The following is a 14,872-nucleotide window of genomic DNA, read 5'->3' on the forward strand; positions in this document are numbered from 1 at the left end:
GGCACCCGAGTCACCTCGGGTGCTATGCGTGATGACTTACTTAACGACAAGATCACCGAAGTATGGGAAGTTCATACCGTTGATGATTGGACCAATCTCAACGTTACCTTTCGCTGCCCATGAAGGGTCTTGCCAATGCAGAGGAACAAACGCTGCTTCGTTGTATAAGATTTCTTCAACTTTCTTCAGCGCCGCACTACGCTTGCCAAGATCCGTCATCTTATTGGTTTCTTCGATCAGCTTATCGACTTCAGCATTTGAGTAGTGGCCACAGTTGTACTGACCTTTACCCGTATCAGCATTACGCGTCATCGCAAGGAACTCAGTGAAGTTACCTGAATCTTCCGTATCTGGGTGCCAGCCGATCATAAGCATGTCTGCCGCACACTTATCAAATTCAGGCCAGTACTGCGCTTTTGGCATAGTCTTCAGATCAACCTTAATACCAATCTTAGACAGCATTGCCGCCGATGCTTGAGCGATCTTATCGTCGTTCACGTAACGGTTGTTTGGCGCCATCATAGTTAGCGTGAAGCCTTTCTCGTAACCCGCTTCTTTCATCAGCTGCTTCGCTTTCTTCAGATCGTAGCGAGGTTTCAGATCAGCATTATGACCAACGAAGCCAACCGGGCTCTGCTGACCTGCTGCTGTCGCTGCGCCTTTCATGACTTTTTTGGTGATGCCTTCGTTGTTGATGGCATACACAATAGCCTGACGCACGCGCGCATCTTTCAGTGCTGGATTGCTGTTTTGGTTCATTTGGAAGGTGATCACACGTGTACCCGGCATGGTGTACAGATCAACATCTTTAGCTTTCTTAATACGCTGGTAATCATTTGGCGCTACAGGTGCAATCATATCTACATCACCAGAAAGAAGCGCTGCAACACGGGTTGCATCTTCTTTGATTGGCACGAGCGTTAGCTTATCAACGTTACCTTCAGAGCTGCTGTCCCAGTAGCCATCAAAACGTTCAAACGTTACTTTTACGCCCTGTTCACGCTGCGTGATGATAAATGGCCCAGTACCCGATACATTGGTCGATGCGTAAGAGTTGCCGTGCTTCACTAGCTCAGCTTTGTCTTTACCATCTTCTGTTTTACCTGAGTAAAACTTGCTATCCATCGGGAACAAGTAGGTCATCACGTTTTCAACTAGCGGGTAAACGCCATCTGTTTTCACTTCAACTTTGTAATCACCTGCTTTTGTGATTGACGTGATTGGGCCGAAGATACCTTTAAAGTCAGGTGAGTTTTTCAGACGGTCAAATGTCCAAACAACATCATCAGCCGTCAACATGTTGCCTGAGTGGAACTTAACACCTTGGCGGATATTAAAGTGCATTGTTTCACCGTCAATACGCTCCCAAGATTCAGCTAAGCGAGGTTCAAATTCCATCTTCTGGTTAAAGCGGATAAGCGGATCAAAGACCATGTGAGACATTTGCAGTGTACCGCCAGACAGTTGCTCATGCGGGTCAAGTGACACCGGATCAGCATCATATGCGACAGTAATGTCTGCTGCTGCTGCACCAAAACTGAGGCCTGCAGCCATCAAAGCCACTGCTAGTTTGCTTTTCATGGTTTTCATTGCATAACTCCTTATGCGGGAATCCAAATCCCTAGTTGTTGTATTTGCTTCTGTTTATTCGTCTGGGCAAAACGCCCGACAATTACCTACGACTTACGCCGTTTTTATGTCTTCTCTGAGCCCAGTAAATTCGGGCATCAGTGAAATCAGTTGTTTACTGTATTCGTGTTGAGGGGATCTAAAGAGCTGCTCGGTTGGGGCGACTTCCAATAACATCCCCATTTGCATCACACCCACTCGATCGCACATCTGGCGGATCACAGGTAAATCGTGACTGATAAACAGCATGGTTAGATTGAGCTCATCTTGTAAATCTTTTAGCAGGTTGAGAATTTGCGCCTGTACCGAAACATCCAATGCAGATGTTGGTTCATCACAAATCAAAAGACGTGGACGGGTTGCCAGCGCACGTGCAATCGAGATGCGCTGACGCTGACCGCCAGAAAATTCATGTGGGTATTTAACTCCTGCCATTTTGCCCAAACCTACATGATCCAACAGATCGTTAACGATCTGTCTGGTCTCCGCTTCACTGTTCGTCAGTTTATGGAAACGGATAGGTTCCGCGATGATGTCAAAGATTTTCATGCGCGGGTTCATTGAGGTGTATGGGTTTTGGAATACCATCTGCATCTGGCGACGCAGCGGACGTCGTTCACTTTCCGATTTCAATGACGTCAGATCGATGCCTTCAAAGGTCACTTTACCGGAGTTTGGTTGATACAAGCCTGCAATCACTCGGGCAATGGTCGATTTACCCGATCCCGATTCACCCACCAACCCAAATGTCTCGCCTTCAAACACTTCAAAGCTGACATTATTGGACGCCTGAACATACTCACGGCGGCTTTCAAATAGCGAATCTTTGGTAACAAAACGCAGGTTAACGTTTTCAACGTTCAATAGTGGCCCTGAGTAATCACGGTGATCTTGGCTTTGACCTAACCAGTGATTTTTCACATCCAGCGGCTCCATCTCGTGCGCTTCTTCGATATAACTAACTAATGGGAAGCGATCGAGTTTAATATCAGAACGAGGCACCGCGGAAATCAAACTACGTGTGTACGAATGATCTGGGTCTCCCAGCACTTTTGCTGTTGGGCCAAATTCAACCAAATCTCCTCGATACATCACTGCGACACGGTCAGTCACATTGGATACAACACCCATATCGTGAGTCACTAACATACAACCGACGTTGTTTTTAATGCACAGTTCACGGATCAGGTTGAGGATTTGGTCTTGGATAGACACATCCAGTGCGGTGGTAGGTTCATCCGCAATGATCAGATCAGGCTCACCAGCTAAGGCAATCGCAATCACTACACGTTGGCGCATACCACCAGAAAATTGGTGCGGATACTGTTTTAGTCGGTTTTCTGGTTGGGGAATCCCAACTTGCTGCATTAGAGACAATGCACGTTGATACGCTTCTTCGTCGGAAACCTTCATATTGGCATGAATGGTTTCTTTTAATTGCTGTTCAACGGTGAAAAGCGGGTTAAGCGACGTCATCGGATCTTGGAAAATAAAACCGATTTTTGAGCCGCGAACACTGCGCATCTGCTCTGGAGAAAGACCTGAAATCAGCTCTCCATCGAGATACACATCACCCGTAGCGATACGTCCCGGAGGGCTAAGCAGATCAATGACGGCATTGCCGACCGTTGACTTACCTGCACCAGACTCACCAACCACACCGACAATCTCTCCTCGTTCAATATTAAAAGAGAGTGATTTAACCGCAGCATGTACCCCGTGGCGCGACGGATATTCAATACGAAGATTTTTTACTTCTAAGAGTGACATTAACCAGACCTCTACTGCTTCGGCAGCTTTCTGCCCTGTCTGAACATTTGAATCCATTCCACCAGAATATTGTTCTGGTAATTTATAAGCTTATCAATCTGGCAAATATTTCACAGAAAAGCAACATGTATAGTATAAAAAGTCGAAATTGAACACTTTTAGAGCAAAAAACTAAAATATTTATGCACTTAAACTGCATTAACTGTTGAGTTATAACTTTAAGAAATTCCACTAACCAGCTAAGTAAAAGTCATTTAAATAGCTATTTTGGCTCATTTTTCTAATAAAACAGGTTTTTTAGTCTAAAACGAAAAAGATAAAGTATTCATACCATCCATTTTTAACAAAACAGAAACAAAACCCAAAAAAATACAAATAAACAGAAGTACAAACTAGCATTCAAGTAAATACATAGAATATAAAACCATAACCATACTCTGAAATTATAGGTGGATTTAACCTATATCTCTGTTTAGGAAAAATAGGAGGAACGAGGAAAAGTGCCAGATTCGATTGCACAAATCGTGATCTAAACGAGTCTGAAATATTTGTCAGAATGAATGGTAGTGAAGGGCTGGTTCGAATCAAAAATCAAACGTTAGAAAGTAAAAAAGCCCTAGTCTCTCGACTAAAGCCTCAGTAGTTGTCGGTGAAGAGCCATATTCTGAACGTCAGGCGAACCCCATCTTGGTTCGAATCAAAAATCAAACGCTAGAAAGTAAAAAGCCCTAGTCTTTCGACTAAAGCCTCAGTAGTTGTCGGTGAAGAGCCATATTCTGAACATCAGGGCGAACCCCATCTTGGGTTCGAATCAAAGATCAAACACTAGAAAATAAAAAAGCCCTAGTCTCTCGACTAAAGCCTCAGTAGTTGTCGGTGAAGAGCCATATTCTGAACATCAGGCGAACCCCATCTTGGTTCGAATCAAAAATCAAACGCTAGAAAGTAAAAAAGCCCTAGTCTTACGACTAGGGCTTCAATAGTGGTCGGTGAAGAGGGATTCGAACCCCCGACCCTCTGGTCCCAAACCAGATGCGCTACCAAGCTGCGCTATTCACCGACTTATGTTTTATCTCGATTTTCATCAAGAAAGGAAGCAAAGCTACCTGAATAAATGGGGTGGCTAACGAGACTTGAACTCGCGACAACCGGAATCACAATCCGGGGCTCTACCAACTGAGCTATAGCCACCATCAAATTTTGTATCAACCGGCTATTGCCGTTTTGCTCTCGCTAATCGCCAGAACAAATAAAAAGTGGTCGGTGAAGAGGGATTCGAACCCCCGACCCTCTGGTCCCAAACCAGATGCGCTACCAAGCTGCGCTATTCACCGACTTATGTTTTATCTCGATTTTCATCAAGAAAGGAAGCAAAGCTACCTGAATAAATGGGGTGGCTAACGAGACTTGAACTCGCGACAACCGGAATCACAATCCGGGGCTCTACCAACTGAGCTATAGCCACCACTGTAGTTTTACCGATATTATCCTCCGAGGCGAAAATGGCGCGCCCGAAAGGATTCGAACCTTCGACCTTTGGCTCCGGAGGCCAACGCTCTATCCAGCTGAGCTACGGGCGCATGCCCTATCGGCGGAGTGGAATAATACGTATATCACACTATGGCGTCTAGTACTTTTTCAACTTTTTTTATCGTTTGACGCCTTTTTGGGCAATTAAAGTGTGACAAAGACCTATTTCATGAGTGATAACCCCCTCGATGGTCTTAACTTGTTGTTTATTGCAACAAGTTATCAGGATATAATCACCCAATATTTACATTGATTTAACAGCTTTTTGCGCTATAAATCGATTTAACACCTCTAATAATTAGGTAAGCATCGACTTACCGTCAGGAATGTAAAGTGAGTTTAATGGATATGTCTCGAAAAATCGTAACCGCTTTTGTCGCTGCACTAACCTTTTCTAGCGCCTCTTTTGCAGCGAGTGTGAGCCAAGAAGAATATGATGCTATTGCTGAACGCATAAAGCCTGTCGGTGATGTTTACCTAGCCGGTTCAGAGCCTGTTGTCGCTGAGCCTACTGGTCCTCGTGATGGTGCATCAGTTTATGGCACTTTCTGTGTCGCTTGTCATGCTTCTGGCGTCAGTGGCGCACCGAAAACGGGTGATGCAACAGATTGGGCACCACGTATCGCAAAAGGTAAAGATGTACTCGCCGATCACGCGATCAATGGTTTCAATGCCATGCCAGCCAAAGGCTCATGTATGGATTGTTCAGACGATGAAATCATCGCCGCTATCGAGCACATGATTAAAGATCTGTAATTATCTCTGCTTATATAAAGAGGGCTTGGTCAACACCAAGCCCTCTTTAGTTATAGAGACGATTGCTTCATTAAATGCCCATCTTGCATCTTCCAAAGTTCACAATACTCACTTAATCCTTTCGGCTGATGCGCCACTTCAACCACCAACTTATCTTTCCAACGATGAGTCAAATGCTGACGAATGGTGGCCTCTGTCGTTTTATCTAGTGCACTGAATGCTTCATCCAACAAATAAATGGGGGTATCACGCAAGATCGCTCTTGCCAAGGCAATTCGCTGTGCTTCTCCACCACTTACTCTCGCTCCATTGAGCCCTAGTTCGGTATCCAATCCGTTTGCCAGTAAATGAAACATCGGCTCAAGGCAGACAAGCTGTAACACTTCCAACAACATGGCATCGCTGTAGCGTTGCCCCAATGACAAGTTATGTCGCAGACTAGCTGGGAAAATGATCGTCTGTTGAGGGACATAACTGATTTGCTGCCAAAGCTCTACTCGGCTTAGTTCAGTCATAGGATGACCTTTTAGCGTTACCGGTGAGTCTTGGCAGACGTATACCCCAGCTAAATAACGCAGCAATGAGGTTTTTCCACTGCCACTTTCTCCCTGGATCACCATATGGCGGGATGATGACAACGTCAGTGACAGATCCTTAAATAACCAATGACTGCTATTCGGATAGCGATGAGAAAGAGATGACACTGCAATTAATGGGCTGTTATCAGCTGGTATAGAGTCATTTTTTAACGGATTTACATCACCATAGGCCGTTGGTTGCAACATCGCTAACACACGACGGCACGCCGGAAATGTTTGTGGTAAGTCTTCAAAGGTACGAGTTAATGCCAATACTGGGCCAAACGCCCCGGCATACAAACAGAGAACCGGTAAAGCAGTGAGCGTTGTTGAACCTTCTTGCCACCAAGCAACCACCAATAAACCAACAAAACCTAAACCGATAATACCGTCCGTCATCGCATCTTTGATGCCATTGCGACGTGCTAGCGCACTGTGCGACTGTTGTAACGCAACACCTTGTTTGACGACCTGCTGTTTAAAGAATGGCATTGCTTGCCAGTTCTGTATTTCATTAATGCCAGTCACGACGTCCGTTAACGTGACATTTAACTGACCGAATTGCTGACGGATATTTTGCCCCAGCTCTCCATGGCGGTGCAGGTGGTATATCGGGATCGCCGCTCCAACTAAAGCAAGCAGACTCAATAGGCTTACAGCAGCCATCGTACCCCCAAGCTGATAACCATAGAGTGTGACCATCGATGACACCAACACTGCAGACAAAACAGGCACGATGGTGTGCGCATAAAATACTTCGATTCGCTCGATATCTGACACCACGCGCGCAGTGAGCTCTCCTGTCGACAACGCATGAATGTTGTCGGGAGCTTGTTGCTCAAGTTGCCAATAAATACGGTTACGCAAATCCTCCTGAATTCGAAATGCCGCATTATGTCCAGACAACTGTTCTGCGTAGCGGCAAAATGCTTTGCTAATACCAATCCATAAAAGTGGCCAAAGCAGCTGTTCCCATATAGCGCTCGCCTCCCCTGTAAACAACGCCTGAGCATAGTGGCCTGCTACCACGAGAATAGCGATAGTCCCAAGCTGGTTCATGACGCGGCATAGTAATGAGATCATCAATGGCCAGAGGTGTGGCCGGGCAAGGTTGAGTAGCGTGCGGATCATCATACTCGGACCTCCGTTGGTTTTGTTTGGCTTTGCCAGTCGCGCACATCAATAACGCGATCGGCGCGCTCGATCACCGCAGGCGAATGACTGATCACCAGCAAGCCAGTAGTTTGCTTAAGTTGGTGTAATGTATCCAAGACTTGCTGTTCGGTGTGTTCATCCAATTGGCGGGTTGGCTCATCGAGTAACATCAGCGCATGCCTTGATAGCCAAGCACGACATAACCCCAGCCGCGCAGCTTGCCCACCCGAAATATGTTGCCCGCCCTCACCCGGCTGACTTTGCAATGCATTCGGCTGTGATAACCAGTCCTCCAATCCACATTTCCTCAATGCGGTTTGGATATCTTGCTGCGAAGCATCAGTCGCCGCTAACTGACAGTTATCCGCCAAGCTACCATTAAAGACGTACGGCATTTGTTGCAGGTAACCCATTGATTGATGGGTAATGACGCCACTGTCCGGTTGCAGTTGGCCGCGGATCAACTTGAACAGTGTCGACTTGCCGCACCCACTTGGCCCCCTTAATACCACCAGCTCACCCTGATAAACGGTCAATTCAAGCTTATGAAATAATTTAGGTTGCTTGGAGTAGCCAAAGCTGAGCCCATGAATGTCCAACACAACATTAGGACTATGAGGCAACAAACGGCAATCTTCATTATTTGCCATAGAGAGTACTGCTTGAACATCAGTCTGAACTTCTCGACCTAGCGCGCCGGCAAAGAAAAACGCCCCCATTAAGGACAGCGGACGAATCAATTCAACACTGGCTAAAATAATAAATGCAGCAGAAGGAGCATCAATGACACCCGATTGATACTGGCTGATCGCCAACAAGGAAGCGGCAATGATTGTGCCCAGCGAGAACAACAAATCCACCAGTAAAATCACCAGTTGGTTGGTTTTGAGAAGCGACATGGTCGAACGGCGTAATTGCTCCCCATGTGACTCAATTTCTCTGCCCCAGCGTTTGGAATATTGATATAGCTTAAGCACAGGTAAGCCATGCAAGCTTTGAGTAAAGAGTTCCGTCAATAAAGCCAAGTTGTGCTTATAGGTGGCGCTAACGGCAGCGAAGCGCTTAAATACCAGCATCAGTATCGCCGGAATAAGTGGGATCATCAGCAATAACACTAACCCAGAAAATGGGTCGATAAATGCAATAAACACACACACCAGTAACGGCCCAAGTAGGCCGATAAAAAACTGTGGTACAAACAAACCCCAATATAAATCGAGTACTTCGACACCTTCACCCAACAGATAGCTGAGTTTGCCTCGCAGCTCTGGGGTCATTTGGTTCGGTTTAAGCTGAGCCAATTTATCCAAAAGCTCGGCTCGGAGGCTTCGTTTCACCTCAGATGCCGTATGCGAACCGAGATAGCGATGGCCAATGATGATCAAAAAACGGCCTGCCAGTAACACAACTGCCGCCAGAATCACCCACCCCGCCATGCTTTGAAAGTCATCAGCAAATACACGACTTACCAACCAGTATTGACCCACTAGACCCAAAATAACCAAGATACCACTGGCAACCGTACCCAATAACCAGCGCTTGGCGGTTTGGGGAATTGGCCCAATCATGATGCGCCCTCACTCTGGGCAGGGCGCGTTTTGTAACGCCATATCACATACGTTTCGATCACCGCAATGACAATCAAGGTCACTTGGGCGGAAGGGCGTTCATCCAATAACCAGATCACCGTCGCCAATATCGAGCCCCACACAATCAAGAGCACTCGGATTTTTTCTGAAATAGTCAGGCCACGGTTGTCTTTAATATTCTGCAATGTTGGCCCCAATAAGCGACTCCTCAGTAACCACGCCTGAAAACGTGGTGAACTGACACTAAAGCAATACAGGGCCAGCAATGCAAAAGGGACGGTCGGTAGTAACGGGACGAATACTCCGATCATACCTAATCCGGTCGCGCTGACTCCGATAGTTAAAAAGGCATATCTTTTAATCATGTTCCAATTCATTCTGTTCATTATGTATCGTCATGAAGGCTGGCTCAGACTGCGCCTTAGTGGTGATCACTTAGCGCTATTGTTATAAAAAAGGTGTGAAGTTTCCTTCACACCTATCGGTTAAGCAGGTTCGGCCTGTTCTTCTTCGGTATGGCCTTCAGTTTGATGAACCGCATGCTGTAACTGTTCATCAAGCTGGAAGGCTTGGCCAAAGCCTTTAACGTAATTGCCTGACTTCGGCACAAAACGATAAAAGGTAAAATCTTTCATACCACACAGCTGATCCACGATGTCACCAAAGGTGTCACGCATTTCCTGTTTCAACGGCATGGCACTTTGAGAGTGTTTATCAACCACAATGACATCGCAATCGATGATCAGGCGTTCTCGCGCAAACAGATGACGGGCTTGTTCTTCAGGTTCAACCAACATCAATGAAGCCTTGGGTATTTGCTGAAGGTTACGTGCATGCTTTGAGACCGTACTCAGTAGCATTACAAAGTCATTTCCGTGTCGAATAAATGGGCCATAGCTAGCGAGGGGGGTTCCAGATGCATCTACCGTTCCTAGTTGAGCGGTAGAAAATTGAGTAACGAACGCCTGAATACGAGCAGGTAAACGCTCTAGCTGCTCTTTGCGATAAGGCATAACCATTTCCTTGTATGGTGATATTCCACCAACCTTTTGTGAGTTGGTGATAACTTGTCGTGAGACCATTGAAGCGCTGTACTGCTCTCTTAAGCACAATACAGCGAGAATCCTCTATTGAGCGCGTCTTGCACCGACGCATACGTTTGCGACTCACCATCAATCCTGAACATAGCAGGTACACAAAGCCCGCTCACATGAGTGAGTTCTTGAGGTGGATGTTTTAAGTGAGTCAGTACTATAAATAGTGAAGAGTTGTTAATGACGCCCCAGAAATAGCAATCGCATAAGGCACCGTCTTAACCGATTTCTGTGCGATCCAGCCTCGGTGAGCAAAGTGGTTGTGCACCAAGCACAGCACGCTTAGCACACCGCCGAATAATGCGGTTTGGAGCAAGAGTTCGCCCCATTGCTCCGCAGCACCATAAGCGCAAAGCGCTAATAGTTTGCTGTCTGCTGCGCCTAACCAACGGTAATGCAATGCCACCACACCAAAACCAAGTATCACAGCACTAATGAGTGCGCCGACGACATTAAATGGGGTGGTCATAACGATTGGGATCAGCAGAGCAAACAGCAGCCGATGGGAAACGTGGCGGTGACGAAGATCGCTTAGTGCAATAGCAGCCAAAATAGCCATTGTCATCAGTTGTAATGCCAACAGTAACCATCCAGTCAACATGAGCTCTGCTCCGGATGTTTTGCGGCGATGATGACCCAAACTACGTCATTCATGCGATGACAACCATTAATAAATACTCATAACTATATAGTAATGAGAATTATTATTAATATTATTTATAAAATCAATACTAGCCGGTACTTTTGTTACTGATATTTATAGAACAGCAGCTACTAACCAATCGTGTTAGCGACCCTCTTTCACTAAGGCAATCACCTCATTTACATAACTATCTGCCAATAAAAAACCGGCTAACGCCGGTTTCTTTTTACTTCTTAAACATCGATCGTAAGTTGGCAATATGTGCCTGCCCTTTTGCCATGCGCTCTTCTTGAGTCACAGGCTTTTTCACCTGCTCCCACTCGACATCATCGTATGGCAGCTCATCGAGGAAACGGCTTTGGGTGGGCTTAATCAATTCACCAAATTGACGGCGCTCTTTACACATCACAAAGGTCAGCTCACGCTGTGCTCGGGTGATCCCTACGTACATTAAGCGGCGCTCTTCCTCAACATTATCTTCATCAATGCTGGTTTGATGCGGCAAAATCCCCTCTTCAGTGCCAATCAGATAAACGTAAGGAAATTCGAGACCTTTTGATGCGTGTAACGTCATTAGCTGCACCGCATCGCTATCGTCATCTTCTTCACCACGTTCCATCATGTCACGTAAGGTTAACCGTTGAACCACTTCCTTCAGCGTTTTTTCTTCCTGATCGTAGTTGTCGCCTTCTAAATCCGACACGATCCAAGAATAGAGATCCGATACGTTTTTCATTCGCATCTCAGCCGCTTTCGGACTGGCAGAGGTTTCATAAAGCCAATCTTCATAATGGATGTCACGAACCAGTGAACGTACGGCTTCGACCGTATCTCCTCGTTCAGCCTGATCTGCAATCTTAACTAACCAAGCCGTAAAGCGACGCAAGGTTTCCAAGCCGCGTCCGGTAAGATGCTGCTCTAAACCCATTTCAAAACTGGCTTCAAACAGGCTTTTACCACGCATATTGGCATAGCTGCCCAGCTTTTCTAATGTCACGGGACCAATTTCACGACGTGGCGTGTTCACGATTCGCAAAAATGCATTGTCATCATCTGGGTTCACTAAAACGCGCAGGTACGCCATGATGTCTTTGATTTCTGCACGGGCGAAAAATGAAGTGCCCCCCGATAATTTATACGGCACCCGGTTTTGCATCAGTGACTTTTCAATCAAGCGCGATTGATGGTTACCACGATACAAAATCGCATAATCTTTATAGTCGGTACGGTTAAGGAATTTATGCGCGATCAATTCACCAGTCACACGTTCAGCTTCATGATCTTCATTCTTCGCCATCAAGACCTTGAGTTTTTCACCATCTGGGATCTCAGAGAACAGGGATTTCTCATACACGTGTGGGTTATTGGCGATCAAGATATTAGCAGCACGCAGAATTCGACTCGTCGAACGGTAGTTTTGCTCCAGCTTAATCAGGCGTAGATTCGGGTAATCTTCCCCCAACAGCACCAAGTTTTGTGGTTTTGCCCCACGCCATGAATAAATAGACTGATCATCATCCCCAACCACCGTCAGGCGACCACGCTCACCCACAATCAATTTCACCAGTTCATACTGGCTGGTGTTGGTGTCTTGGTACTCATCGACCAACAAGTAACGAATGCGGTTTTGCCAACGTTGACGCACCTCTTCATTGCTGCGCAATAGCAACACAGGTAATGCGATCAAATCATCAAAATCGAGCGCGTTATACGCTTTCATCTGCTTTTGATACATCTCAAAACAGAAAGCAAACAACTGCTGCTGTTCCCCCTGGGCATGGGCTTTTGCCTGCTCTGGCGTCAGCATGTCATTTTTCCAGTTTGAAATGGTACTCAGCAACTGGCGTAATAAGTCTTTGTCACCATCAAGCTGTTTTTCAGTCAGCTCTTTCAGTAACGCTAACTGATCTTGATCGTCAAACAGCGAAAAACCCGCCTTTAAACCCAGCGCTTTATACTCACGCTTAATCATGTTGAGGCCCAAGGTATGAAAGGTAGAAACCATCAAGCCCTTGGATTCATTTTTACCTAGCGTCTGACCAACACGCTCTTTCATTTCTCGAGCCGCTTTATTGGTAAAGGTCACCGCCGCGATGTTACGTGCCTTGTAATTACACTGCTGAACCAGATAAGCGATTTTATTGGTAATAACACGGGTTTTACCTGACCCGGCCCCAGCCAATACTAGGCATGGACCAGATACATATTTCACCGCATCATCTTGTCTTGGGTTCAGCTTCATTGCGCTCTCGGAACTGGAAAATAAGATGGCGCCTATCATAATCCTGCAACAGCCTGAATGCTACGTTCACATTGACAAGAATTTACACAAATTTGCGTATAAGACAGTTGCATATATGGGTAGAGTTTGAGCTATAATGAATGAACGTTCATTCATTGGCGGCGCGATTATGTCCAATAACAGCCAGATGGATAAGCACGAGCAAATCCTCTCAGCAGCGGAAAAACTGATTGCAGAACAAGGCTTTCAAGGCCTTTCTATGCAAAAGTTAGCCGCTGAAGCGGGGGTCGCTGCCGGCACTATCTATCGTTATTTTTCCGATAAAGAGCATCTCCTTGATGAAGTACGTCTGCATGTTGCACGTCGTGTTGCGACAGCAGTGCAAAGCGGTGTGACCGAAGATATGCCCCTCAAAGAGCGTTATCGCACGATGTGGCTTAATATTTGGAATCTCGCTAGCTCAAATCTCGCAACCATCAGCAATCGTGTTCAATATGAGTCTTTGCCTTATACCGACTGTTGTAAAGCAAAGGAACTTGAACGCGATATGTTTGCCCAAGTAGATCTGCTCTTTAACCAAGGCAAAGAGCAAGGCTTGTTCAAACCACTTGCGAATGAGGTCCTATCTGGATTGAGTTTTGAAGCAAGTGTCGCTTTAGCACGTAAACATGCATTGGGATTTTATCAGCTGGATGATGCTGCGCTGGACGCTGCAATTGAAGCCAGTTGGGATGCAATTATTCAACATTAATACTTGGAGTTCTGATCAGAATGAAAAAGTGGACTTTCTTTATGTTACTTATCGCCGTGCTGCTGTTTGGCAGTGTGATAGGTTTCAATCTCTTCAAACAGCAAAAAATTGCTGAGTATATGGCTAATCGTCCAGAGCCAGAGTTCCCTGTTACGGTCACAGAAGTTAAGCCCGTAGACTGGGTGCCTGTTATCGAAGCGATCGGTTTTATCGAACCTAACCAAGGCGTCACAATTGCCAATGAAACCAGTGGTGTCATTGACGAGATTGCTTTTGAGTCAGGTACACAAGTGAAAGAAGGCCAACCTCTAGTGATGCTCGACTCTCAAGTAGAGAAAGCAAACCTAAAGAGTGCAAAAGCGAAGTTGCCAGCAGCCGAAGCCAAATACAAACGCTACAAAGGCCTGTTCAAAAAAGGGTCGATTTCAAAAGAAGCGTATGATGAAGCAGAAGCGAACTACTTCTCCCTCAAAGCCGACATTGAAAGTTTGAACGCATCTATTGACCGCCGTGAAATCAAAGCACCTTTCTCTGGTGTCATTGGTATTCGTAATGTTTACCTAGGTCAGTACCTACAAGCAGGTAGCGATATCGTTCGCCTAGAAGACACCAGTGTTATGCGCCTACGCTTCACCGTGCCTCAAAACGACATCTCACGCATCAGCCTTGGCCAATCCGTTGATATCTTTGTTGATGCCTACCCACAAAGCCCGTTCAAAGGCTCAATTGCCGCGATTGAACCTGCGGTTAACGTACAAAGTGGTTTGATTCAAGTTCAAGCAGACATCCCAAATAGTGACGGCAAGCTGCGCAGTGGTATGTTCGCGCGTGCAAACATCATTCTGCCTAAGCTGGAAAATCAAGTCACTCTGCCACAAACGGCAATCACCTTTACGCTATACGGCGACAATGTATACATCATCTCTGAAGAAGATGGCGTGCAGCGCGTTAAGCAGCAAGTGGTGAAAGTTGGCGAGCGTGCCAAAGACATTGCACACATCCTTGATGGTGTGAAAGTCGGCGATCAAGTGGTCACCACTGGTCAGGTTCGCTTGAGTAACCACGCTAAGGTTCGCATTGTCGAAAGTGATGCGACTACCCCACCAGCTGAAACACCAATGCTGTAATTGGAGGC

Annotated in this window: 11 protein-coding genes and 5 tRNA genes; 3 read left to right on the forward strand and 13 right to left on the reverse strand. The window is 46.1% G+C overall.

What is annotated here, in order from left to right:
* Window positions 1-36 precede the first annotated feature (36 nt).
* From ACQEXS_RS18030 to ACQEXS_RS18060, 7 genes are all read right to left on the reverse strand, one after another.
* Complete coding sequence (locus ACQEXS_RS18030; RefSeq protein WP_427014749.1) at window positions 37-1,590, reverse strand: ABC transporter substrate-binding protein; 1,554 nt, start codon at window positions 1,588-1,590, stop codon at window positions 37-39.
* A 93-nt stretch (window positions 1,591-1,683) separates the two neighbouring features.
* The gene (locus ACQEXS_RS18035; protein ID WP_427014783.1) at window positions 1,684-3,399 is read right to left on the reverse strand and encodes a dipeptide ABC transporter ATP-binding protein; all 1,716 of its coding nucleotides are present in this window, start codon (window positions 3,397-3,399) and stop codon (window positions 1,684-1,686) included.
* Between the two features lie 983 nt (window positions 3,400-4,382).
* Window positions 4,383-4,459, reverse strand: a tRNA-Pro gene (locus ACQEXS_RS18040).
* 55 nt (window positions 4,460-4,514) lie between these two features.
* Window positions 4,515-4,590 (reverse strand) — tRNA-His (locus ACQEXS_RS18045).
* Between the two features lie 66 nt (window positions 4,591-4,656).
* Window positions 4,657-4,733: transfer RNA gene (locus ACQEXS_RS18050), tRNA-Pro, on the reverse strand.
* Between the two features lie 55 nt (window positions 4,734-4,788).
* Window positions 4,789-4,864 (reverse strand) — tRNA-His (locus ACQEXS_RS18055).
* A 38-nt stretch (window positions 4,865-4,902) separates the two neighbouring features.
* Window positions 4,903-4,979, reverse strand: a tRNA-Arg gene (locus ACQEXS_RS18060).
* Window positions 4,980-5,271: 292 nt separating this feature from the next.
* Between ACQEXS_RS18060 and ACQEXS_RS18065 the strand changes: the two genes are divergently transcribed.
* On the forward strand, window positions 5,272-5,685 hold the full coding sequence (locus ACQEXS_RS18065) for a c-type cytochrome (protein WP_427011948.1): 414 nt from the start codon (window positions 5,272-5,274) through the stop codon (window positions 5,683-5,685).
* 50 nt (window positions 5,686-5,735) lie between these two features.
* On the opposite strand, the gene ACQEXS_RS18070 is transcribed toward ACQEXS_RS18065, so the two are convergent.
* From ACQEXS_RS18070 to rep, 6 genes are all read right to left on the reverse strand, one after another.
* On the reverse strand, window positions 5,736-7,397 hold the full coding sequence (locus tag ACQEXS_RS18070) for an amino acid ABC transporter ATP-binding/permease protein (RefSeq protein WP_427014750.1): 1,662 nt from the start codon (window positions 7,395-7,397) through the stop codon (window positions 5,736-5,738).
* A complete protein-coding gene (locus tag ACQEXS_RS18075; RefSeq protein WP_427014751.1) occupies window positions 7,394-8,986 on the reverse strand; it encodes an ABC transporter ATP-binding protein/permease in 1,593 nt (530 codons plus the stop codon). Before ACQEXS_RS18075 ends, ACQEXS_RS18070 begins: the two co-directional genes overlap by 4 nt.
* Window positions 8,983-9,372, reverse strand: coding sequence for a YbaN family protein (locus ACQEXS_RS18080; RefSeq protein WP_427014752.1), 390 nt, complete (start codon window positions 9,370-9,372; stop codon window positions 8,983-8,985). Before ACQEXS_RS18080 ends, ACQEXS_RS18075 begins: the two co-directional genes overlap by 4 nt.
* Window positions 9,373-9,492: 120 nt before the next feature.
* Complete coding sequence (locus tag ACQEXS_RS18085) at window positions 9,493-10,020, reverse strand: HugZ family protein (protein WP_427014753.1); 528 nt, start codon at window positions 10,018-10,020, stop codon at window positions 9,493-9,495.
* Between the two features lie 238 nt (window positions 10,021-10,258).
* Window positions 10,259-10,702: a prepilin peptidase gene (locus ACQEXS_RS18090; RefSeq protein ID WP_427014754.1), complete on the reverse strand. Its 444-nt coding sequence runs from the start codon at window positions 10,700-10,702 to the stop codon at window positions 10,259-10,261.
* A gap of 268 nt (window positions 10,703-10,970) precedes the next feature.
* Entirely contained in the window at window positions 10,971-12,986 is a 2,016-nt protein-coding gene (gene rep, locus ACQEXS_RS18095; RefSeq protein ID WP_367987624.1) for a DNA helicase Rep, read from the reverse strand.
* 169 nt (window positions 12,987-13,155) lie between these two features.
* On the opposite strand from rep, the gene ACQEXS_RS18100 reads away from it, so the two are divergent.
* Window positions 13,156-13,737, forward strand: coding sequence for a TetR/AcrR family transcriptional regulator (locus ACQEXS_RS18100; RefSeq protein ID WP_367989224.1), 582 nt, complete (start codon window positions 13,156-13,158; stop codon window positions 13,735-13,737).
* Between the two features lie 20 nt (window positions 13,738-13,757).
* Complete coding sequence (locus ACQEXS_RS18105) at window positions 13,758-14,864, forward strand: efflux RND transporter periplasmic adaptor subunit (RefSeq protein ID WP_427011916.1); 1,107 nt, start codon at window positions 13,758-13,760, stop codon at window positions 14,862-14,864.
* Window positions 14,865-14,872 lie beyond the last annotated feature (8 nt).

This window comes from Vibrio sp. TRT 17S01, assembly GCF_050113695.1.
In the GTDB taxonomy this organism is placed as follows: domain Bacteria; phylum Pseudomonadota; class Gammaproteobacteria; order Enterobacterales; family Vibrionaceae; genus Vibrio.

What these genes read in the sequence shown, in the direction of transcription:
- ACQEXS_RS18030 (WP_427014749.1), bottom strand. Translation starts at nt 1,590, where the DNA reads ATGAAAACCATGAAAAGCAAACTAGCAGTGGCTTTGATGGCTGCAGGC.
- ACQEXS_RS18035 (WP_427014783.1), bottom strand. Translation starts at nt 3,399, where the DNA reads ATGTCACTCTTAGAAGTAAAAAATCTTCGTATTGAATATCCGTCGCGC.
- ACQEXS_RS18065 (WP_427011948.1), top strand. Translation starts at nt 5,272, where the DNA reads ATGGATATGTCTCGAAAAATCGTAACCGCTTTTGTCGCTGCACTAACC.
- ACQEXS_RS18070 (WP_427014750.1), bottom strand. Translation starts at nt 7,397, where the DNA reads ATGATGATCCGCACGCTACTCAACCTTGCCCGGCCACACCTCTGGCCA.
- ACQEXS_RS18075 (WP_427014751.1), bottom strand. Translation starts at nt 8,986, where the DNA reads ATGATTGGGCCAATTCCCCAAACCGCCAAGCGCTGGTTATTGGGTACG.
- ACQEXS_RS18080 (WP_427014752.1), bottom strand. Translation starts at nt 9,372, where the DNA reads ATGATTAAAAGATATGCCTTTTTAACTATCGGAGTCAGCGCGACCGGA.
- ACQEXS_RS18085 (WP_427014753.1), bottom strand. Translation starts at nt 10,020, where the DNA reads ATGCCTTATCGCAAAGAGCAGCTAGAGCGTTTACCTGCTCGTATTCAG.
- ACQEXS_RS18090 (WP_427014754.1), bottom strand. Translation starts at nt 10,702, where the DNA reads ATGTTGACTGGATGGTTACTGTTGGCATTACAACTGATGACAATGGCT.
- rep (WP_367987624.1), bottom strand. Translation starts at nt 12,986, where the DNA reads ATGAAGCTGAACCCAAGACAAGATGATGCGGTGAAATATGTATCTGGT.
- ACQEXS_RS18100 (WP_367989224.1), top strand. Translation starts at nt 13,156, where the DNA reads ATGTCCAATAACAGCCAGATGGATAAGCACGAGCAAATCCTCTCAGCA.
- ACQEXS_RS18105 (WP_427011916.1), top strand. Translation starts at nt 13,758, where the DNA reads ATGAAAAAGTGGACTTTCTTTATGTTACTTATCGCCGTGCTGCTGTTT.